Source organism: Pantoea sp. Fr+CA_20 (assembly GCF_024520835.1).
Taxonomy (GTDB): domain Bacteria; phylum Pseudomonadota; class Gammaproteobacteria; order Enterobacterales; family Enterobacteriaceae; genus Pantoea; species Pantoea allii.
Genome location: NZ_JALNPN010000024.1, coordinates 42,902 through 64,626, shown reverse-complemented (window position 1 = coordinate 64,626; position 21,725 = coordinate 42,902). Strand labels below are relative to the sequence as shown.

Below are 21,725 nucleotides of genomic sequence, written 5' to 3'. Positions count from 1 at the left end.
GAGCGGTAGTTCAGTTGGTTAGAATACCTGCCTGTCACGCAGGGGGTCGCGGGTTCGAGCCCCGTCCGTTCCGCCACTTAATTGGAAAGCCCTGACTTAACGGTCAGGGCTTTTTCCATTTCTGCGCGGAAATTTTCAGTAGTGTTCTCCGCAGTTGCAGGCTCTACGTCAGCAGGCACTTAAAACACTCAGGCCGACGTAGCTCTGTCAGGACTTTAAAGAGAGCTGATGCAGCAACTGTGTCTGCACATGCCAGGGCTGCTTCACCACCCACTCACTTAGAAAATCAATGAAAGCGCGAACACGCTGGGTGACGCCAAGATCGCTGTAATATACGGCGTTAAACGGCATCTCTACCGGCAGCCGCTGCTCGGACATGATTTCCACCAGACTTCCTTCTTCTATTTCTTTATGCACCATGTAATCAGAAAGACAGGCGATGCCATTGCCGTCAAGGCACAACTGCTTGATCGTTTCCCCGCTGTTAGAATCAAGCTCTGAACGAATGCCATAGAGCTCACCACCTTCACAGGCTACGGGCCAACGGTTAAGACGAGGCGCATCAATAAAACCAAGACACTGATGGTTATCCAGATCGGCCGCGCGTTGAGGGATGCCGTATTTTTCCAGATAGTCAGGTGACGCAATGAGACGGCGATAGCTGATAAAGAGCAACCGTGCTCTAAGGCCTGAATCCGTTAAGCTTCCTGCGCGGATCGCCACATCAACTTTACGCTCGATAAGGTTAATAAAGTTTTCAGAAGAAATAAGCGAAAGGTCTATTTCCGGATAGCGTTCCCGAAAGGACTTTATCATCGGCAGAAGCAGATGCAGTATGACCGGCGTTGCCGCATCTATACGCAATAACCCCTTCGGCATCTCACGGCTTTCTATTAACTCATTTTCCGCAGCGGTCATGACCTGAAGGAAATTTTGAACCTGATGAAAATAGCGTTCCCCTTCCTGAGTTAACGCCAGATTCCGGGTGGTACGTGTAAGCAAAGCCAGGCCTAATTTGTTTTCCAGCTTTTTTATCGTACGACTCACGGCTGAATTGGCCATCTGTAACGTCTCAGCGGCCCGACTAAAGCTTCCACTTTCAACGACGCTCACAAATACTTTCAGTTCTTCAGACGATGCCTTCATGGTTTCTCTTCACGTGAAATAGCCTGTAAGACCAACATGACTGTTATTAAAGCACAGCCTCTACCGGAGCCCTTGGCGTAGAAGGCTTTTTCATTATATCGAGGCATCACCAGTCTGCCATTTTACAGCGGATGAGAGAACTGAGAAGACATTGACGCGGCCATCAGGTGCCGGTTATCACGGAAATAAAACGGGGTAGGGTGAGAACAATCGGCAGCATCCATTGAAACTGCGTACTAAAATCCCTATAACAGATAAGTCACACGAATTTTTGAACGATTAGCCAGGCGGGAAAGTGCGCAAAAAAACCTATGCGATGAGATATGTAGCCGGACAGCCAGCGGAAAGGATCTTTCCCCCGGGTGCAATGTTTCATCTCGGTCAGGCATTGCCTCCTGGCGCACCGCTCCCTGCCGATCCCAATCTTAAAGTGCTGGTATGGAATATCTTCAAACAGCAGCGTGCCGACTGGATGTCTGTACTGGAAGGATTCGGCAAAGATGCGCATCTCGTTTTACTACAGGAAGCGCAGACGACGCCTGAGCTTATCCGCTTTGCCACCAGTAATTATCTGGCGGCCGATCAGGTCCCTGCTTTCGTGTTGCCTCAGCATCCCTCAGGCGTGATGACGCTGGCTTCCGCTCACCCAGTCTACTGTTGTCCTTTGCGCGAACGAGAGCCGCTGCTAAGGCTCTCTAAATCGGCACTTGTCACCGCCTATCCGTTACCTACCGGCGAAACGCTAATGGTGGTAAATATTCACGCCGTAAACTTTAGTCTGGGCGTGGACGTTTACAGCAAACAACTGGGCCCCATTGGGGAACAGATCATCCATCACCGTGGGCCGGTGATCATGGCCGGCGATTTCAACGCCTGGAGTCGCCAGCGAATCAATGCCCTTTACCGTTTTGCTCACCAGATGCAACTGGAAGAGGTGATGTTTACTGCCGATCACCGACGCAAAGCTTTTGGCCGACCGTTAGATTTCGTGTTCTATCGCGACATGCGCGTCAGCGAAGCCTCTGTGCTGGTCACGCGTGCATCCGATCATAATCCTTTACTGGTCGAGTTTAACGCCAAAAGGTAAGGATGATGGCGGGAGGCTTTCTGTCAGGGGGAGGGCGGAAAAGCGCGAGGTCAGGCAGATTGCGGCAGAATCGAATAAGAAAAAAGGCTGACAAATGTCAGCCTTTTCAATGTATCAGGTATCTGGCGTTGCGTTATTCTTCACGAACAACGTTAACTCATCGCCAGGCTGAATATCTTTCGCGTTACTCACAACACTGTTCCAGCGCATCACGTCTTTAATGTTTACGCCGTGACGACGGGCGATACTGTCAAGAGAATCACCTTTACGAACGCGATAGGTGATGCTGTTGCCATTATCCGCCAGGCTGGTGCCATTTGATCCGACAGTCAGTACCTGACCTGGACGAATACTGGCACTGCGCAGATTGTTTTGCTGCTTCAGTGTTGCAACACTGACGCCTAACTTATTCGCGATTCCCGACAGGGTATCGCCATTTCGCACTTTGTAACCGCCATCGCCACTGGCTTTCGCCAGTTGGGTCGGCTGTACTGCGGAGATATCACCGGAAGCCAGTGAATCACGCAATTGTGCGACGTTAGACTTCGGCACCATAATGTAATGTGGCCCATTTGGTGCTGTCGCGCCGCCTTTGTATCCGGTATTAAAGCTCTTTAACTTATTGAGCGGCATACCAGCCATTTCTGCGGCCTGCGTCAGTTTAATCTGCTGGCCTACTTCAACACGTGCTAATGCGCGATTTTCATTAGGCGTCGGCAGTTTAATTCCGTAACGCTTGTTGTTCTTGAGAAGTTCGCTCAAGGCCAACATTTTCGGGACATAAACCGTGGTTTCACGTGGAAGCGAAAGATGCCAGAAGTCGGTGGGCTTGCCGCGCGCCTTGTTCTGTTTAATCGCTTTTAGCACACGTCCTTCACCACTGTTATAAGCAGCAACTGTCAGAAGCCAGTCACCGCCGAACATGGTGTTGAGACGCTGCATCATATCCAGCGCAACCTTGGTTGAGGCGACAACGTCGCGACGACCATCGTAATAACGGTTCTGTTTTAAACCATAGTTTCGACCCGTACTTCCCACAATCTGCCAGATGCCAGCGGCATTTGCAGACGAGGTTGCATGAGGATCAAAAGCGCTCTCCACTATGGGTAGCAGTACCAGTTCCATCGGCATCTTACGTTTCTTAATCTGCTCGACTATCCAGTACATGTACGGCTCTGCCCGTAATGTTACATCGTGGAGATAGCTCTTATTTTTTAAAAATTTTAATTTTTGTTCGCGGATTCGCGGGTTTTCCGGAATCCCCATCTTCAACTCGTCACTAATGAAACTCCAGAGATCACTATCTTCTGCGAGGCCAGTTCCATCTTCCTGCCATCGCGGCGATAAAAGTCGATCACCGTATTTTCCATTTTCACTTTGACCAGCTGAAGACAGACTCTGTGCATGCTGTTCGGGGATATTGGCGTCATTCCGTGATGCCTGACATCCTACCAGCAAGACCGAGGCGAGTAATATCGCTTTAGCCTTCATATGTGTGTCAATAGTTCGTTCGCTTAAAAGACGAGCAACTATACGTGACGGTGCTTCACAACACAACCTGAAAAATCAAAAACGGTCTTTCTTCTCGCGTAGAACGGCAAATGTCTGCCATACCGGCCCAACCTCTGAATCAAGGTCTAAAGCACGTTGTAAATCAGGATCTTGCGTTCGGAGAAATAAATTTATTACGCGCTCGTGGGCCAGTTTTGTAGGTAAAGTAATACGGTTTTCGGCCCGTAAGTCCTTAATTTTGTGGTATTCAGCCGTTATTTGCGGGTCGTGGGGTAAAATTGCAGCAGCAAACTTCAGATTGGATAAAGTATACTCATGTGCGCAGCACACCAGAGTCTCTCCTGGAAGCTTATTAAGCTTTTGAAAAGATTCATACATTTGTTCTGGCGTACCTTCGAATAACCTTCCGCAGCCGCCTGAAAACATCGTGTCCCCACAAAAAAGATAAGGCGAACTGTAATATGAGATATGTCCTAAAGTGTGCCCCGGGGTAGCGATGACCTCGAATGACAGACCCAAAATGTCAAACTCATCCCCTTCACTAACAAGGTTTTTTGCGCCTTTGTCCGCCGTTTCCTGTGGACCGTAAACCACAATGTCGGGGAAGTGTTCACACAAGGTTTTAACGCCGCCGACGTGGTCATTATGGTGATGGGTTAACAGAATGGCTTCGGGCTGCCAGCCGTTCGCGTGAATCTTCTCCAGCACCGGCTGGGCTTCACCAGGATCAACAATCAGGCATTTTCCCTTGTCATCTGTTAACGTCCAGATGTAGTTATCTTGTAATGCAGGAATACTGGTAAGATTCATAAAACCCTCTCGCTGGCCGTAAAAAAGGAAAATGGTAAAGCATGAAGTCCGCTAAAACACGCCAAATCCTGAACGCGCCACTCTCATGGCGCGACATGCCATGGGGAGTTTACTTCCGCGATGCACTGACACAGCAACTTCAGCCTTACCTTGGAAAGCTGTACGGCTTTCATATGCTTAAGCTTGGCAACCTCAGCGCAGAAATCAACACGGAAAATTGCGCTATCTCACATCAGGTCAGTGTTGGCACTGAGGGAGAACAGTTACAGGTGCTGGCCAATCCCGCACAACTGCCGTTTGAGTCAAAATCGGTTGATGCCTGCTTACTGGCACATACGTTGTCATGGAGTCAGGACCCCCATCGGATATTACGGGAAGTCGATCGTGTGCTAATCGATGATGGCTGGATGATCATCAGCGGCTTCAATCCGTTCAGTTTGCTGGGGATCAGTAAGATGGTGCCGGGCATTCATCGTAAAGCGCCCTGGAGCAGCCGCATGTTTAGTCAGATGCGTTTACTGGACTGGCTGGGCTTGCTGAATTACGAAGTGGTTTTCCGCACGCGTTTCCAGGTGTTGCCCTGGCATCGACAAGGGGGGAAAATGATCAGCGCTCATTTACCCGCGTTAGGTTGCCTGAACATTGTCGTGGCGCGTAAACGAAGTTTTCCGATCACGCCCACGAAGGCGCGGATGAGTCTGAGCAAAAGGCAATTACCCCAGACCGTCAATGCGACGCGCCAGTTTCGGCAGGCTAACGATCAGGATTCGGGCTGATAGCCAATATCATCAAAGGCCGGATTGTTAGCCGCACTGCGCGCCAGTTCATCACAGCGTTCATTTTCGGGATGGCCCGCATGGCCTTTAACCCATTCCCACTGAATCGTATGAGTGCTGAGCGCAGTATCAAGCCGTTGCCATAAATCGACGTTTTTAACGGGCTTCTTTTCGGCGGTTTTCCAGCCACGCTTCTTCCAGTTATGTATCCATTGCGTAATGCCCTGGCGCACATACTGACTGTCGGTACTCAACACCACATCACAGGGCTGTTTCAGGGCTTCCAGTGAAACAATGGCCGCCATCAACTCCATACGATTGTTGGTCGTCAGGCGATAACCCGCACTGAAGGTTTTTTCATGCTCTCCGTAACGCAAAATTGCGCCATAACCACCCGGACCTGGGTTGCCGAGACAAGATCCATCGGTGAAAATCTCTACCTGTTTACGCATCTCTGGTAGACTTCCTTCTGACAAAACGCCAAGTCTGACATAAAACGAGCCCTATGAGCACTGCAAATAACCGTCAAATTGTTCTCGATACTGAAACCACCGGTATGAATATGATCGGGGTGCATTATGAAGGTCACCGCATCATTGAGATAGGTGCGGTTGAAGTGGTTAACCGTCGTCTGACGGGGAACAACTTCCATATGTATCTGAAGCCTGACCGGCTGGTCGATCCTGAAGCGTTTGGCGTTCACGGTATCGCCGATGAATTCCTGCTGGATAAACCATCCTTCAGCGATATTGCCGATGAGTTTCTCGACTACATCCGCGGGGCGGAACTCGTTATTCATAACGCGTCGTTTGATATCGGCTTTATGGATTACGAGTTTGGCAAGCTTCAGCGCGGCATTGAAAAAACCGAAACCTTCTGCAAGATAACCGACAGCCTGGCGATGGCGCGCCGCATGTTTCCTGGCAAGCGTAACAGCCTTGATGCGCTGTGTTCGCGCTATGAAATAGATAACAGCAAGCGTACGCTGCACGGCGCACTGCTTGATGCCGAGATTCTGGCAGAAGTCTTCTTAACGATGACCGGTGGGCAGACGTCGTTGTCGTTCTCGTCGGAAGAGGAGCGAGCGCGCCAGCAGCAGAGCGAGGGCATTCAGCGTATCGTTCGTCCCAGTTCAGGCTTGCGTGTCGTCACCGCCAGCGCGGATGAAGTTAACGAACACGAGTCACGCTTAGATTTGATTATGAAGAAGGGCGGCAACTGCCTGTGGCGCGTCTGAAAGCCAACGTTTTGTGTGTAAAATCAACATTGGGGCGAAAATAGCAGCAAACGGAATGTTACGCGGGGAAAAGCGTTGACGCGTAAAGACGTTGTGATTAATATGCGCCTCGTTCCCGACGGGGAACAAAGCGCGGAGCGGTAGTTCAGTTGGTTAGAATACCTGCCTGTCACGCAGGGGGTCGCGGGTTCGAGCCCCGTCCGTTCCGCCAAATTTTGACGCCATGCTGGTTATCAGCATGGCGTTTTTGCTTTTTAGCGACTGAAAGCACGAAGCATTCCCCCCCTTTACTCACTCGTCCAAAGCGTTAATGCTGCCAAACAGAAGATGCTGTGCCCGCAGCAAAACTTTGCTCTCGCTTATGCACTATTAACGCGTTCGCAGAACTAAATAATCAACTGCTGACGGTTAAATGCCTGATTCCAGTCATGGCTGAAATCATCAATGGCGTGCTTTGCCAGAGGGGAGTTAAACATTTCACACATAACATCGACAGGCAATGTGACAGCCGCCGCTCCCGCCAGCAGACAGTCTGCCACCTGAGTGGTGTTTTTAAAGCTGGCAGCGAGTATTTTGCAATCCATCTTGTGCAGTTGAATAAACTGCTGAATATCTGAAATGGCCTGCTTTGCATTAATATTGTTATTTTCCATGCGATTAAAATAGGGCGCAATATAATCAGCGCCCGCGAAGGCTGCTAACATCGCCTGTGAGGTGGAATAAACCGCAGTACCTAACGTTGGAATGTTACGCTGTTTCAACTGAGTCATTGCGGCCAGCCCTGCACGATCGACGGGTATTTTTACGACCATATTGGCGCACATTTCATGCAGATACTGCGCTTCGCGAATAATATTTGGTGTATCGCTTGCTAAAACCTGAGCAAAGATAAGTTTCTCCTCACCCAAAATAGTCCGGATGTCACTGATTAAGTGCGTCAGTTCGACGCCAGATTTAGCAACCAGCGAAGGGTTGGTGGTAACGCCATTGACGGGTAAAATTTTTACCATCTCGCGAATAGCAAACGTATCTGCACTATCGATATATAATTCCATATTCCCTCTCAGGTATTCTGGTGTTTCAGTCACTCGCTAATGAATGTCATTTATGCAAATCATAGATATTGATGGCCCCGACTAACGTACCTTGTTGGTTGACCACCGGTGCCGCGCTAATGCGTCGGTCATATAATTTCTGCGTAGCCGCCGCAACGCTGAGGTGCTCGGCCAGTTTATAACCGGGACGTGTCAGGAGTGGCTCAAGTTGATCGTCCAGCTTTTTACCTGCCAATAAGGCACGACGCAGGTCGCCATCAGTAAAAATACCCTTAATATCATTGTTATCATCGCAGGCAATAACAATTCCCATACCGGTGCGGGTAAGTTCTTCCATCGCATCTAAAACGGAGGCGTTTTTATTGACGCGAGGAATGCGGCTACCTTTTCGCATGAGCTGCGTAACCGAATTAAGTAAGCCTGCACCTAAGCTGCCGCCGGGGTGGGAACGGGCAAATTGCTCTTCGTTGAAATCGCGGGAACGCATCAGTGCCATCGCCAGGGCATCGCCGATTAACAGGGTATTCACGGCGCTTGACGTGGGAGCAAGCCCCATCGGGCAGGCTTCACGATTGACAGCAAGGTGTAAAACGCAGTCGGCCTGTTGTGCCAGAAAGGAACTGGTAACGTTGGTTATCGCAATAATGGGTACCTGGAGTGCCCGCAGTGCAGGAATAATTATCTGCAGTTCAGCGGCCCTGCCCGAATTAGAGATAAAGATAAATACGTCATGAGACGTAATCATACCAAGGTCGCCATGCAAGGCCTCGGCGGGATGCACAAAAAAAGCCGGTGTACCTGTGCTGGCCAGCGAGGCGGCTATTTTTTTACCAATATGACCGGATTTACCGATTCCTGAAACAATGGTTTTCCCCTGACACTGTAAAATCAGCTTGCAGGCTTGTATAAACTCACCATTTAAACTATTAAACAGATTCTGAGCTTCGGTAATTTCAAGCGAAAGCGCCTCTCTGGCATAGTCCAGCAGCACTTCTGGATTATTCATCATCACCTCCTGCGACAATGACGTTGATTTTTTTATCCGCTAATTGTTGAAGGTAATGAGCAGTAATACCGGCATCCGTGATAATGGTATCAACCTTATCCAGGCTGCAAACAACATTCGGACTTTTGCGACCAAACTTGGATGAGTCAGCTAACACAATAATCTTGTCAGCAGCCGCGCACATCGATGTGCTGACGGCATGAACTTCATTAAAGGTGGTGATCCCCATATCCAAATCAATGCCATCGGCGCCAATAAATAACTTATCAAAGTTAAAAGAGCGGAATGCTGACTCGGCAAGCCCTCCATGAAATGAAGCTGACTTTTTTCTTAACGTTCCGCCAGGCATTAAAATGGTCTGATCGCCGTCTAATTCCATCAGCGCATTCACAATGTGTAGGCTGTTTGTCATAACAGTAATGTTATTGAACGGCTTCAGATGCCTGACCATTTGGAGCACTGTGCTGCCGGTATCAAGGATCAGCGAATCACCATCGTTAACCAGTTGTACGGCCGATTCAGCAATGCGCCTTTTCCTGTCACTGTTAATATGTGTTTTATGGTCGATAGGTTGATCGCCTTCTTCATGGCTCAGAATGACGCCACCGTGAATACGAATAACCTCACTGCGCTTCTCCATCTCGGTCAAATCTTTACGAATAGTGGTGCCTGTTGCTTTAAAATGTTCGATCAGATCGCTAATTGTGGTTTTGCCATTTTTTTGTAGATAGGCAAGGATGGCTTCCTGTCTTTGTCGCGGTTTCATTGGTAAAGCCTTATCTGAAAGGTGTTTTTTATCAAAATTAAAGCAGTGCTGTAATTTTCATCCTGCTTTCAATTTAACACATTACTCTTTCATTGATATGGCGGAAAGTAAGGCTTTTTGACACGTTTCACGCTCAGGAAAAATTTTTTTCGCATCTATATCATTAAGATAACAGCCATTTAACAAAGGTAGCGCGCGTGGACGGGCAAAAACGGTGAAACCTTTCATAATGACAGCCGATATGATTCGTCCTTTTGTATCTACAGCGAGTGCGATAATAACGCGTGGTTCAACATTGAAGCGGGTAGATGCTGAACGCCCAATTCCGACTCTGCCTTGCTGAAATAAGCCCTCTAACATGCGGTTAAAGCTTCGTAGCTGATACCAGCCAAACAGCGTATGTGCCAGCCATGCTAAAAGTGCTACAGCAATTATCCCGCTACTCATCGTCTTCTCCTGAGCGATGCCAGCTAATCATGATCGGGTCGATCAGAACATCACCTGACCGCCCGTGATGTTGATAGACTGTCCAGTGCAATACGAGGATTTATCACTGGCATAAAACAACAAGACATTCAGGACATCCTGATACTCGCATCCGCGTTTGAGTGGCACTTTCGCAATATAACTGGCTTCAACTTCGTCGGGCGAGATGCCCAATTTTTTTGCATACTGGGGGAGCAGAGATTGAAACATCGGCGACTTGAGCAAATTACCCAGCATCAGTGAATGTACCGTGATGCCATAATCCGCTAAATCAAGTGCCAGGGACTGTGTTAATCCTACCCCGCCAAATTTAGCAGCACTATAGCCCGAATTATGTTTACTGCCTGTTTTACCCGACTTTGAATTAATCTGAATAATGCGGCCTGGAATATTATCGCGAATCATCAGCCTGGCAAATTCACGCGCGCAAAGAAAATAACCTACGAGATTGACCTGCAAAGATACTTCAAAATCTTTTAACGCAAAATCAGTGACGAAGGAGGCTTTTGCCATGCCGGCACTATAAATCATCACATTGACCTGTTTAAAGATCGTATCGATATTGCCAGCAAGCTCAATAACACTTTTCTCATCTGTCGCATCAACCTCAAAACCCACGGCCAGATCAGCGCCATATTCGGCGTTAATTTCTGAGGCAACTTTTCTGGCGTTTTCACCCTTCAAATCTGCTACGGCAACGCGGTAGCCCGCTTCGGCCAATCCTTTCGCCAGAAACGCACCCAGCGTTTGCCCTCCACCGATTACAACAGCAACTTCAGACATAACAGGCTCCTAAGCAAAGAGTTTGACGGATGTTTCAGGGGTGATCCTTTCGGGCGCTTTTCCACTGACATGGATTGAGCCAGGTAATTGCGCTATTGACTGCCCATCGAAAACGACGGTGATATGTCCCAGCTCGCGTAGGTTCTCAATCGCGACCTCACCGATAGCGGTCACTGGATAACACCTTTCTCCCAGCTGTAGGGTTGAACCCGTTACAGGATGTCCCATCAGCATGCCATGCTGATGAATAAAGCAATAATCCTGAATATCGGCTGGTGCGCCTTCCCGAAATAAAATCATCATGTTTTCAAGCAGCGCATCGTGGGCATTTATTCCAACTTTGATTATTTCAGTTTCAAAGTGCGTCATGACTTTTCTCCAGAAGGTTAACGTTCAGTGATAAATAAAAGCAGAGACGGCCCAGGCAATCAGCACAGTCGGTGCACCGGTCAGAAAACGGCCTACCAGTACAGAAGGAACCCCCACGCGCACGGTGTCCTGTTTCGCCTCCGCCAGCGATAAACCGACAGGAATAAAATCCGCAGCAGCTTGTGCATTGATGGCAAACAGGGCAGGCAGGGCAAGATGGGGTGGAATATGACCCAGCCCGATCTGAACGCCAATAAGTACACCGATAACCTGGGCAATCACCGCCCCCGGTCCTAAGAACGGCGACAGTAGCGGGAACGAACAAATTAACGCCAACGTGATTAATCCAAGCGGATTGGTGGCTAGTGGGGTCAGCCCGTGGGCAATCATATCCCCCAAACCTGAGGCCATGATGATTCCAATGATGGCAGCAACGAATGCCATAAAAGGGAGAATAGTCTTGAGTACGGTATCGATTGTATCGCGGCCGGCCTGGAAAAATTCGGCAACGATGGTCCCCATTCCCGTGCCGATTTTTGCCAGTAAACCGTCGCTTTGCTCGGTGATTTTTTTACTCGGATCGTAATCTTTACCCGTACCTGAATCACACGGTGCCAGGGCAGCAAATTTTGCGTCATGCTCGTTTACCCGCTCTTTACTGTCATGCTGCTCTTCATTGACGATGCTTATATTCTCAGGCTTAACGCCAGAGACATAAATGTTCTCCAGAATATATTGCGCCAGCGGTCCGGATTTCCCCGTGGCATGGATATTCACAGTGGGAATACCTCGTTTGGGATAAAGACCACAACGTAGCGTGCCACCACAATCGATGATTGCCAGGCCAATCTCATCAGCGGGTGGTTCACCTTGTTTAAAACCATCTACGGCTTCCCAACCTGTGATTTCGCTGAGCCTGTCCACAATTGACGGTCGGGTGCCTGCTGTGATGTAAACAATTTTTTTCCCGGGTGTTATATCAAGTTGTAAAGGGCCGCCCCAACCACTGCTTCCTTTTTCGATACGGATTTGTGTCGTCATTTTATTTTCCGCCTTTATTAAAGCTGAACGTTTTTGTCGAGCTTAATGCCCATCTTTTTTTCAAACAGGCTGGTGGTGAGATCGGTAATCCAGCCCCGAAAAAAATTAGTAAAAAGTCCAACCAGAAAATAGCTAACAGCAAGGGGACCTAAGGGCAAACCTAAGGTTGTCAGGCCACTGGCAACGCCTAAATAAACAAAAAGTTCGCCTGGATTAACATGAGGAAATAATCCATTCATGGAATGGCAACTGTACGAAGAGGCCGCGTAGTATCCTGGCTTGTATTTTTCGGGCATAAATCGCCCCAGGCTGAGTGTCATAGGGTTACAAAAAACGAAGGTGCCGATAAGCGGTAAAAGCAGATAGCGTGAAACAGGATTGCCCGCACATTTTTGTGCCAGTCGCTCAATTCGATGTTGCCCTACGAATCTGATCAACGCGTTCATTACGACTAATAAACTAATTAACAAAGGTAAAATTCCTGTCACCATGCCGACAAAAACTTCACCTCCTTTCTGGAACAGTCCAATAAACCATTCCGCACCAAAGGTGATTGCATCAATCATGTTGCCACTCCTTTAAGGTTGCCTGGATTTTCGCGCTTGCTACGCCTTAACTCGCAAAAAATATAATCGTTTTGAAGGGTTAAATATTTTATATAGATCACAAATAAATTATTTAACTTTCAATTTGAACTATTTTTTGTTTTGAAGTGAATATTTTTTGCTGGGGGCATCGCATTCTTTATTTGCCGTTGCGACAGGGTTAGCTGACTCTGTAAAGGTTTATGCTTATGATTTTTAAGTTTTTTATACCTACTGAGTTTCAGCTGGCAAAGACAGGATCAATGCGAACGCGGAGCGTTTCTACGAAAGAGGAAGGGCTGATAGGCATCAAGATAGCGTGTTGAGACGCGGATGCAGGATAGGGCACTCAATGCTGAATAGAAAAACCAGTCAAAATCATTCCTCATCAATGCAGTCCGGTGGTCTGCGGCCCAACGAAAAACGACTCTACGTAGAGTCGTTTTATGGGGTTACTGTACAGCCACAGGGCTTGTGGACAGGCCGCTATTCCTTCTGCATCACCGCTGCACCAGAAGCCATTGAGCGATCTTTCTCAACGGTCTGCTTTTCGCGTGCCACCATCCAGTAGCCACCGGCAGCCAGCGCCACACCAATAAACCAGCTAAAGTTGGCCACCTGATGCAGGGCAGGGATAAAACTGATCACCAGGCAGATTGCGACCGCAGGCAATAATGCACCAATGGCTTTTGGATTAAATCCACCGCGATACCAGTAGCGCCCTTTTGGCGTGTCATCGAACAGGTCATCAACATAAACGCGGCCGCCTTTAATCAGATAAAAATCCGCTAATAAAATGCCAAACAGTGGGCCGATAAAAGAGCCCAATACATCCAGTGTGTAGTGAATCAGTTCCGGCGACTGGAAAAGATTCCAGGGCGTTAACAGCACCGAACCTACTGCCGCAATCATTCCACCTGTACGGAAGCTAATTTTCTGCGGTGAGCAGTTTGAAAAATCGAAAGCGGGTGACACAAAGTTCGCAACAATGTTGATACCAATCGTGGCGGTAATCATCGTCAACAGGCCAATTGCCACGGCTAAATCACTCCCCACCATGCTGACGGTTTCGATTGGATCGGTGATCATTTTACCAAACAGCGACTGTGTGCCGGAGACAATCACCACGGTAACGATGGAGAACAGCAGAAAGTTGAACGGCAGCCCCCAGCGATTACCCCGACGAATGTCGCCCATGCTTTTGCTGTAACGCGAGAAATCGCCAAAATTCAGCAGCGGACCTGAGAAGTAAGAGACAACCAGCGCCGTGGCGGTAATCATTTGCCAGGTCTGTTCACCTGCCGTCAGTTGTTTGCTGGCAAGCGTAAACGAAATACCGTCGAAACCTGTTTTGTATACAATCCAGCCGGCCAATGCCAGCATCACCACGTAAACTGCAGGACCGGCAATATCAATAAAGCGTTTGATCGCGCTCATGCCGTGCCAGAACACCATGGCCTGGAGAATCCACATCACCCCAAAGCAGCACCATCCCAACTGAGACAGGCCAAGCCAGTGGCTGTGTGTCAGACTTTCGAGCGCAGGATAAAACTTTAACAGCACCAACATCAGCGCATTGGCCGCCAGCCAGGTCTGAATGCCGTACCAGGCGAAAGCAATCAATCCGCGAATCACCGCCGGAATATTGGCGCCAAAGACACCAAATGCCTGACGGCAAATAACCGCATAAGGCACGCCCGCCATTTGACTCGGCTTAGCCACCAGGTTGGCGCAAAGCTGCACGATACAGATCCCTGCCAGCAGACACAGCAGCACCTGCCAACTGGTCAGCCCGAGCGTAAAGAAGCTTGCCGCTACCACATATCCACCCATGCTGTGTACGTCCGACATCCAAAACGAAAAGATGTTGTACCACGACCAGTTTTGATTGCGGGTGGGCGCCAGGTCTGCATTACATAGCCTTGGACTGTACTTTGCTTCGGCTTCAGAGGCCGATGTGTTACCCACCGTTGAATGATTTGGCATGAAACCTGCTCCTCTCAAAGACATGAATAAATGACCCTATGTGTAAACGTTGCAGGATCCAGGCCAAATTTGATTTTTGTATACAATATTTATTTTTAACGTATACGATAAGTTACGCAAAGATGTTTACCGGAGCGGGTAATGAAGAGTGAAACAGGCCAGAGAACGGCGGCCGATCTGCATGATAAAGATGAGCCAATCTATCAGGCGTTGATGAACGCCATTGTCGAACATCAGTTGCCACCCGGAAGTAAATTACCGGAAGAGGCGCTTTCAGACGTATTCGGTGTCAGCCGCACAGGCATTCGAAAAGTGTTGCAGCGCCTTGCTGCGGTGCAAATGGTGACGCTTACGCCCAAACGTGGTGCACATGTCGCGACGCCCGGAGTGGAGGAAGCGCGTGACATTTTCCGAACCCGCAGTCTACTCGAATGCGCCAACCTTCCTGCCGTACTGGAACATATGCAGGCACCTCACCTTGCCGCGTTGGCTGCGCTGGTTGAGCAGGAAAAGGCGGCCATCGAACAGCATGACGGCCCTGCGGCAATTCGTCTGTCGGCGGCGTTTCATATCCAGCTGCAGGCTATTTCCGGCAATCAGGTGTTAACCGATCTCGTTACGCGACTGACCCAACGATCTTCCCTGGTCATTGCCGCCTGGGGCGCTCCCTGGCAGCGCGGTTGCCGCTGTGATGATCATGAGCAACTGTTAAAACGTTTACGAGATAAGGCGTTAGTACCGCTAACCAGCTCGATGCAGCACCACTTTGAACATATTGTTTCCAGCCTGCACTTTGAACGCGGGGGCGAAACGTTGCCGGATTTCACCCGGTTATTTTCGGGTCATAAAGGAGCCTTATCATGAGCCTGATTCAGGTAATTAATCCCAATACCAGCCAGGCGATGACGGAAACCATCGGTCAGGCGGCGCGCGCGGTGGCAGCGCCCGGCACGGAAATTCTGGCCGTCTGTCCTACACAGGGCGTGCCTTCCATTGAAGGGCATTTCGACGAAGCGATCGCGGCGATTGGCGTGCTGGAACAGATTAAGCTCGGCAAAGCGCAGGGCGTCAGTGGCCACGTCATTGCCTGCTTCGGCGATCCGGGGTTGCTTGCGGCACGCGAACTGGCCAGCGGGCCGGTGATTGGTATTGCGGAAGCGGCCATGCACACCGCAACCTTACTGGCGACGCGCTTCTCCATTGTCACCACTTTGCCCCGAACGTTGGTGATCGCCCGTCATTTGCTCCAGCAGTATGGCTTTACTCATCATTGTGCAGGCTTACATGCCATCGATTTGCCGGTGCTGGCATTAGAAGATGGAAGCGGGCTGGCACAGGAGAAAGTGCGTCAGCGTTGCCTCCAGGCGAAGCAGGAAGACGGCAGTGGTGCGATTGTTTTAGGCTGCGGCGGTATGGCAACGCTGGCGGCGTCGCTCACCCAGGAGTTGGGGATGCCGGTGATCGATGGCGTCAGTGCAGCAGTAAAAATGGTGGAATCGCTGGTGGCGCTAGGGTTTGGCACCAGCAAACAGGGCGATTTGGCTTATCCTTTACATAAACCACTCTCTGGTGCCTTTCAGCACCTAAACTAAGCAGATGTTCCCGTTCACCGACAGGATGCACGTTATGACTGAAAGCCAGGATAAGAAAACCTACAGCTTCAATAAAAATTACCCGCGCGATTTGATCGGTTATGGCGCTAATCCTCCTCATGCGGCCTGGCCGAAGAAAGCCCGTGTCGCGGTGCAGTTTGTACTTAACTACGAGGAAGGGGCCGAGAACAGCGTATTACATGGCGACACAGGTTCAGAACAGTTCCTGTCTGACATTATCGGTGCAGCCAGCTATCCCGATCGGCATATGTCGATGGAATCACTGTACGAGTACGGTTCCCGTGCCGGTTTTTGGCGTATTCATAACGAATTTCAGAAACGGGGTTTGCCCCTCACCGTTTTTGGTGTGGCGATGGCGCTGGCGCGTCATCCGGAAATCGTTGACGCGATAAAACAGGCCAATTACGACGTGGTCAGTCATGGCTGGCGCTGGATTCATTACCAGGGCATGGATGCCAAAACCGAACGCCAGCATATGCAGCAGGCGGTAGATGTCTTGTCCGATCTGTTTGGCAAAGCACCGACGGGCTGGTACACCGGCCGTGACAGCCCCAATACGCGCCGTTTAGTGGTTGAGCAGGGTGGATTTAGCTACGACAGTGACTACTACGGTGACGATCTGCCGTTCTGGACCCAGGTGACCTGCCAGGACGGCACGGTAAAACCGCATCTGATCATTCCTTACACTCTGGAATGCAACGATATGCGATTTGCCTCGCCACAGGGATTCAACACCGCAGAGCAGTTCTTTACCTATTTGCGTGACACGTTTGACGTGCTGTATGAAGAGGGCGAAACCTCACCCAAAATGATGTCGGTTGGGATGCACTGTCGCCTGTTGGGCCGTCCGGGCAAATTTCGCGCGTTGCAAAATTTTCTTGATCATATCCAACAGCATAAAGAGGTGTGGATCTGTACCCGGCAGCAGATTGCCGATCACTGGAAGAAAACGCACCCCGCGCCAGAGGCGTAACCTCCTTCGGGCGGTAAGCGCGTGACGGCAAAAGAGCGCCGGCGCGCGCTGCCGCTGTTTCTGGCGTTGTTGCCCGCGAGACAGCTACGCAGGCAACCACTCAGTCACACAGGGCGGGATCGGCCTCAATCATCAGTTGCTTCATCTCTTCGAAATGACGGAGAGAGAAGTCGGGAATGCTTTCCCAGTCGCGGGCGGTTTTTTCCGCGACTTCATCACTCAGCACTTTTAAAGGTTGCCCGGTAGACCAGGCGGTGACCAAAATCTGGCAGGCGCGCTCCAGCGTCCAGATGTCATCAAAGGCCTCGCCAATCGTCTGGGCGGTCACCATGACACCGTGATTCCCCATTAACAGACGACGTTTATCGGTCAACAGGCTGGCCAGTCGTGCGCCTTCCTCTTTGGTATCGGCCATGCCGCCGTATAACGTATCCACCGCGAGACGGTTAAAGTAGCGCGCACTGTTTTGATCAACCGGCGGAATGTGTGGCTGTGCCAGACAGGCGACGCTGGTGGTGTAAACCGGATGCAGATGCATCACGACGCGCGTTTCTGGCAGTCGCTGATGAATTTGCCCATGGATAGACCAGGCGGTGGCATCAACATCCTCCTGGTCTGCACAGGATGGGTCCTCTGCATTGAGCAGCAGCAGATCGCTGGCACGAAGGCGTGAAAAGTGTTTCCACTTTGGGTTCATCAGAAACTGCTTACCATCCGGCGAGACAGCGGCACTGAAATGATTCGCTACCGCCTCATGCATGCCGAGATAGGCAATAATGCGGAAGGCCGCAGCCAAATCGATACGCGTTTGTTCTTCGAAAGAAAGTGCCATATTACCTCCTGAAAATGAACGCGTGCCCGGCACGCGTTTGAGATTAAGGCTGTGGCATCAAGGTTTTGAGATCGTCTGCTGTCGGCGCTTCAAAATGGTATTTTTTCAGCAGCGCGGCATACTCTGGCGTTTTACGGTAGGTTTCCAGCGCGGCGACCAGGGCCTGTTTCACTTCTGTATTGTCCTTCTTCACGCCGAACCCGTTTAACACCGGGTAGATGAGCGTTGTGGAGGAAATCTGAATGCGGTTGCCCAGCTTTTGAACGACGCCACGCGCGACCGCTGCATCGGTGATCTGCGCTTCGACTGCGTGGGAGAGCATCGCCTGCGTCGTCTGCGGATCGGTAGCATATTCGCTGATCGCGATAGGCGGCTTACCGTTTTTCACACAGTAATCGTCAGACAGTTTATGTAACTGCTGTAACCAGGAGGTGGCGCCCATCGAGCCAATTTTATGACCGCAGAATGCTTCGGGGGTTTTGGGCTGATAATCACTGCCCTTCAGCGACAGAATAGCTTCGCCGCTCTTCAGATAGGGAATCATATCGATCACCTTCATGCGGTCGGCGGTGATATACATTGACGAGTTAGTGATATCGAACCGGTTACTCTGCAAGCCGGTAATCAGGTTAGGAAAGCGGGTATCAATGTTCACGGCCTGACGGCCCATCACGTTTGCCAGGCCATCAAGAAACTCAATGTCGAAGCCGGCGGGCTTGTTATCCTTCATATATTCATATGGAAAGAAGGTCATATCCGATCCGGCGATGATTTTACCTGGTTGTAAAAAAGCTGAGGCGTTAAATGACGCCAGCACAGCGCCTGCAGCAAGCAGACTTAATACACATGTTTTCATCGTTATTATCTCTCTGTTAGGCGCTATCAGACGTTGGCAAGATCTTGACCGGCCTGCTGAACAAAGAACGACGCACCCCGCGGTTTCTGCGGCAGGCGAAGTTCATTTGCGGTGCTGCGGACCAGGCCGCTCTCGTGACCATAGACCAGCGTTCCGGCATCCGGACTGGGTAACGGGTTTTCACCGAATGGCAGCGCATCTTCCGCCGCGTACACGGCGATAAACAGTGTGCGCGGCCAGGCGGTTTCATTGGGGCTGGAGGCGTGCAGCAGCCGTGTATGCATAAAACACACGGAACCGGAAGGACCAAAGCAGGCAGTAGGCTGCTGACACTGTTCTTTCACCACCGCAGAATCGACAGCACCGGTAAAGCGTCCGTCCTGCCAGTGTGAATAAAGTGGCCCCTGATGGCTGCCCGGCACCACGTTTAACGGGCCATTTTCCGGCGTGACCTCACTGACCATCAGCAGCGCGGTCACAATATCGTCGTTGCTGTGCGGGGTGAACAGAAAATCCTGGTGCCACTCCACTTTGGTTGCGGTATGAGGCAGCTTCGAGTTGATCTTACTGTGATGATAACGTGTGCCGCTGCCACCAATTAATTGCCCGGCAATATGCGCCATACGTGACTGCAGGGCCGCATAGCGATAGGCGGCAGAGATGTCGTTCGGTGAGCTCACACGGCGTAATGAAGGGTGATCGGCACTGTGATCGCTCTCAATGTCGAAACGCGGACGGCCATCCTGCGTATCGCCCCAGGGCGCACTCTGGCTGCGGCTTTCCTCAACCCACTGATCAAAATCGTGTTGCAGCGCTGCGATTTCATCGCTTGTCAGGACATGTTCAACTACCAGAAATCCTTGCTGGTGATACTGATCTATCTGCCATTGTTCAATCATGGTCGTGCCCTCGTGATTAATACATCGTTACGCCAGCGAGACATCCTTCAGAAAAGCTTCCACGCGCGGATGCTGGCCATCGCGTAGCACTTGTGGCGCGTCGTCACACACGACGCGTCCTTTTTCCATAAAGACAATTCGATCAGAGACTTTGAAGGCGAAGTTCATCTCATGGGTCACGATCACCATGGTGATGCCTTCGCTTGCCAGGGCTTCAATGACCTGAAGCACTTCATTCACTTTTTCAGGGTCGAGCGCTGACGTCGGTTCGTCGAACAGCATGATTTGGGGACGCATCATCAAGGCGCGTGCAATAGCGACGCGTTGCTGCTGCCCCCCGGAGAGCTGATGAGGGTATTTCCACGCATGTTCCAGCATCCCGACCTTGAAAAGCAGTGCAGCCGCCTGCTGCTTTAAGGTCTGTGTGGGCGCAAGCTTGTGATAGCGTGGTGCCAGCAGCAGGTTATCCATGACGTTGAGGTGGCTGAACAAATTAAAGCTCTGAAAGACCATCCCAATATTGAGGCGGTGTTCCTTATGCTCAATGAAGCGTGGCTTTCGTTGTTCTCCTTGCTGACTGAGATGAATAAAGGGTTTTCCGTTAATACGGATTTCGCCGTTATCGATCTGCTCCAGACCATTAAGCAGGCGAATCAGCGTCGTTTTTCCTGAGCCTGAAGGCCCGATCACGGAAACCACCTCACCAGGATGAATCTGCAGGTTAACGGCACCCAGCACTTCAACATTGTTGTAAGCCTTATGAAGACGCATTGCCTGCAACGCTGGCCCGCCGGTGTGCAGCGCCTGGCGTACAGGATTCACCGCAGCGCATTGTGCAAGTTCAAACAGGTGCGCATCGGGTTTGCCGGACGGTTGACGCTGCGTCACGTCCAGATAGCGTTCCAGCTGTTTTAACAGGAAGTCAAAGACGGTCACGATCAGCACGTAATAGAAGGCCACGGCAGCCATGGTTTCCATGACCAGAAAGTTTTGCGAATAAAGCCGTTGGCCGACCATCAAAATTTCGGTGAGTGAGATAACAGAGACCAGCGACGTCAGCTTCACGATTGCGATGTATTCATTTGCCAGCGCCGGTAACGCCACACGCAAGGCCTGCGGGATAATAATGCGCCACTGAATACCGGCATAGCGCAATCCCAATGCCCGGGCGGCCTCGCTCTGGCCCTTAGGAATCGACAGCAGCCCACCACGGTGGATCTCCGCGATGTAGGCACTCTCACAAATGGTCAGCGCAATAAACCCGGCCCAGAAGGGATCGCTCAATACCGTCGACGTGGCGGGCAGTGCCTGAGGAAGGTTATAAACAAAGATCAGCAGCACCAGTAACGGCAGGCTGCGAAAGAGCCAGATATAAAAGCGGGCGGGTAGCGTCAATAAGGGATGACGCGACTGCTTGGTCAGCGCCAGGATAAATCCCGCGATAATGCTCATTCCCCAGGTCAGCAGGCTCAGTTTGATGACGGTCCATGTCGCCAGCCAGAAATTAGCGTCGCTAAACAGACTGAACATATAGTTCCAGTTAAATGTCATGGGCTTGCTCGCATTAAACAGAAAAGGGTTAATCATTTCATTCTGTAATTCACTATGGCGGCATGATGGGAACGATAGCAATTAGTAATTTCTTTGGTTCTGATTTTAAAAAAACTATCCAACTCTACTCTCACTTTTAAACGGCGTATTTTGAATGTCACAGGGTAATAATTAGCGTATTGCTTTCATTTTTGCGCTTATTTAGGGCAGCGCGCTGATCATTAGGACGCAACGTGAGAGTTATTGGTGCAATTTCTTTTTTTGACGTTCGCGATCTGTCGAAGATAAAAAAACAGGGTGGCGATATTTTTGAAAAAAAGGCGCTCAGGTCGACTGAGCATGTTGTGGCACAGCATT

At 50.3% G+C, this 21,725-nt stretch carries 23 protein-coding genes and 1 tRNA gene; 7 read left to right on the top strand and 17 right to left on the bottom strand.

Features of this window, described 5'->3' with window-relative positions; translation table 11 throughout:
- Positions 1-207 precede the first annotated feature (207 nt).
- The gene (yafC, locus tag NR177_RS21140) at positions 208-1,146 is read right to left on the bottom strand and encodes a DNA-binding transcriptional regulator YafC (protein WP_063878498.1); all 939 of its coding nucleotides are present in this window, start codon (positions 1,144-1,146) and stop codon (positions 208-210) included.
- Between the two features lie 295 nt (positions 1,147-1,441).
- Between yafC and NR177_RS21135 the strand changes: the two genes are divergently transcribed.
- Positions 1,442-2,233: an endonuclease/exonuclease/phosphatase family protein gene (locus NR177_RS21135; protein ID WP_063878499.1), complete on the top strand. Its 792-nt coding sequence runs from the start codon at positions 1,442-1,444 to the stop codon at positions 2,231-2,233.
- Between the two features lie 114 nt (positions 2,234-2,347).
- On the opposite strand, the gene mltD is transcribed toward NR177_RS21135, so the two are convergent.
- Both mltD and gloB read right to left on the bottom strand, forming a co-directional pair.
- Positions 2,348-3,724: a murein transglycosylase D gene (gene mltD, locus NR177_RS21130; protein ID WP_063878500.1), complete on the bottom strand. Its 1,377-nt coding sequence runs from the start codon at positions 3,722-3,724 to the stop codon at positions 2,348-2,350.
- Positions 3,725-3,799: 75 nt separating this feature from the next.
- Positions 3,800-4,555, bottom strand: a complete 756-nt coding sequence (gene gloB / locus NR177_RS21125; RefSeq protein WP_109718263.1) for a hydroxyacylglutathione hydrolase — start codon at positions 4,553-4,555, stop codon at positions 3,800-3,802.
- Positions 4,556-4,596: 41 nt separating this feature from the next.
- Between gloB and NR177_RS21120 the strand changes: the two genes are divergently transcribed.
- Complete coding sequence (locus NR177_RS21120; RefSeq protein ID WP_256853555.1) at positions 4,597-5,331, top strand: class I SAM-dependent methyltransferase; 735 nt, start codon at positions 4,597-4,599, stop codon at positions 5,329-5,331.
- Here NR177_RS21120 and rnhA read toward each other — a convergent pair.
- Positions 5,316-5,783: a ribonuclease HI gene (gene rnhA, locus NR177_RS21115; protein WP_096011046.1), complete on the bottom strand. Its 468-nt coding sequence runs from the start codon at positions 5,781-5,783 to the stop codon at positions 5,316-5,318. The two genes, NR177_RS21120 and rnhA, sit on opposite strands and share 16 nt — an antisense overlap.
- Before the next feature lie 53 nt (positions 5,784-5,836).
- On the opposite strand from rnhA, the gene dnaQ reads away from it, so the two are divergent.
- The gene (gene dnaQ / locus NR177_RS21110) at positions 5,837-6,568 is read left to right on the top strand and encodes a DNA polymerase III subunit epsilon (protein ID WP_096011045.1); all 732 of its coding nucleotides are present in this window, start codon (positions 5,837-5,839) and stop codon (positions 6,566-6,568) included.
- A 134-nt stretch (positions 6,569-6,702) separates the two neighbouring features.
- A tRNA-Asp gene (locus tag NR177_RS21105) sits at positions 6,703-6,779 on the top strand.
- Between the two features lie 175 nt (positions 6,780-6,954).
- On the opposite strand, the gene NR177_RS21100 is transcribed toward NR177_RS21105, so the two are convergent.
- The 9 genes from NR177_RS21100 to NR177_RS21060 form a co-directional block, all read right to left on the bottom strand.
- A complete protein-coding gene (locus NR177_RS21100; RefSeq protein WP_256853554.1) occupies positions 6,955-7,623 on the bottom strand; it encodes a transaldolase family protein in 669 nt (222 codons plus the stop codon).
- Positions 7,624-7,669: 46 nt separating this feature from the next.
- Positions 7,670-8,629 carry a KpsF/GutQ family sugar-phosphate isomerase gene (locus tag NR177_RS21095; RefSeq protein WP_256853557.1) on the bottom strand — a complete coding sequence of 320 codons (960 nt, stop codon included), beginning with the start codon at positions 8,627-8,629 and terminating at the stop codon, positions 7,670-7,672.
- Positions 8,622-9,395, bottom strand: coding sequence for a DNA-binding transcriptional repressor (locus tag NR177_RS21090; protein WP_063878507.1), 774 nt, complete (start codon positions 9,393-9,395; stop codon positions 8,622-8,624). Before NR177_RS21090 ends, NR177_RS21095 begins: the two co-directional genes overlap by 8 nt.
- Positions 9,396-9,476: 81 nt before the next feature.
- Positions 9,477-9,842 carry a transcriptional regulator GutM gene (locus NR177_RS21085; protein ID WP_109718265.1) on the bottom strand — a complete coding sequence of 122 codons (366 nt, stop codon included), beginning with the start codon at positions 9,840-9,842 and terminating at the stop codon, positions 9,477-9,479.
- Between the two features lie 42 nt (positions 9,843-9,884).
- Positions 9,885-10,664: a sorbitol-6-phosphate dehydrogenase gene (gene srlD / locus NR177_RS21080; protein WP_096011042.1), complete on the bottom strand. Its 780-nt coding sequence runs from the start codon at positions 10,662-10,664 to the stop codon at positions 9,885-9,887.
- 9 nt (positions 10,665-10,673) lie between these two features.
- The gene (locus NR177_RS21075) at positions 10,674-11,033 is read right to left on the bottom strand and encodes a PTS glucitol/sorbitol transporter subunit IIA (RefSeq protein WP_063878510.1); all 360 of its coding nucleotides are present in this window, start codon (positions 11,031-11,033) and stop codon (positions 10,674-10,676) included.
- A gap of 24 nt (positions 11,034-11,057) precedes the next feature.
- Complete coding sequence (locus tag NR177_RS21070) at positions 11,058-12,074, bottom strand: PTS glucitol/sorbitol transporter subunit IIB (RefSeq protein ID WP_256853553.1); 1,017 nt, start codon at positions 12,072-12,074, stop codon at positions 11,058-11,060.
- Positions 12,075-12,091: 17 nt separating this feature from the next.
- Positions 12,092-12,640: a PTS glucitol/sorbitol transporter subunit IIC gene (locus NR177_RS21065; protein ID WP_013024730.1), complete on the bottom strand. Its 549-nt coding sequence runs from the start codon at positions 12,638-12,640 to the stop codon at positions 12,092-12,094.
- Positions 12,641-13,144: 504 nt separating this feature from the next.
- Entirely contained in the window at positions 13,145-14,644 is a 1,500-nt protein-coding gene (locus NR177_RS21060; protein ID WP_256853552.1) for an NCS1 family nucleobase:cation symporter-1, read from the bottom strand.
- 141 nt (positions 14,645-14,785) lie between these two features.
- Between NR177_RS21060 and NR177_RS21055 the strand changes: the two genes are divergently transcribed.
- The 3 genes from NR177_RS21055 to puuE are packed head-to-tail and all read left to right on the top strand — an operon-like array spanning position 14,786 to position 17,230.
- Positions 14,786-15,508, top strand: coding sequence for a GntR family transcriptional regulator (locus NR177_RS21055; protein WP_063878513.1), 723 nt, complete (start codon positions 14,786-14,788; stop codon positions 15,506-15,508).
- A complete protein-coding gene (gene hpxA / locus NR177_RS21050; RefSeq protein WP_096011040.1) occupies positions 15,505-16,236 on the top strand; it encodes an allantoin racemase in 732 nt (243 codons plus the stop codon). Before NR177_RS21055 ends, hpxA begins: the two co-directional genes overlap by 4 nt.
- A gap of 34 nt (positions 16,237-16,270) precedes the next feature.
- Positions 16,271-17,230, top strand: a complete 960-nt coding sequence (gene puuE / locus NR177_RS21045; RefSeq protein ID WP_063878515.1) for an allantoinase PuuE — start codon at positions 16,271-16,273, stop codon at positions 17,228-17,230.
- A gap of 100 nt (positions 17,231-17,330) precedes the next feature.
- On the opposite strand, the gene NR177_RS21040 is transcribed toward puuE, so the two are convergent.
- From NR177_RS21040 to NR177_RS21025, 4 genes are read right to left on the bottom strand one after another with little or no spacing between them, the layout of a single operon-like run.
- Entirely contained in the window at positions 17,331-18,062 is a 732-nt protein-coding gene (locus NR177_RS21040; protein ID WP_256853551.1) for a class II aldolase and adducin N-terminal domain-containing protein, read from the bottom strand.
- A 43-nt stretch (positions 18,063-18,105) separates the two neighbouring features.
- Positions 18,106-18,918: an ABC transporter substrate-binding protein gene (locus NR177_RS21035; protein ID WP_109718269.1), complete on the bottom strand. Its 813-nt coding sequence runs from the start codon at positions 18,916-18,918 to the stop codon at positions 18,106-18,108.
- Between the two features lie 26 nt (positions 18,919-18,944).
- A complete protein-coding gene (locus NR177_RS21030; RefSeq protein WP_256853550.1) occupies positions 18,945-19,817 on the bottom strand; it encodes a phytanoyl-CoA dioxygenase family protein in 873 nt (290 codons plus the stop codon).
- A 27-nt stretch (positions 19,818-19,844) separates the two neighbouring features.
- Positions 19,845-21,368, bottom strand: coding sequence for an amino acid ABC transporter permease/ATP-binding protein (locus tag NR177_RS21025; protein WP_256853556.1), 1,524 nt, complete (start codon positions 21,366-21,368; stop codon positions 19,845-19,847).
- Positions 21,369-21,725 lie beyond the last annotated feature (357 nt).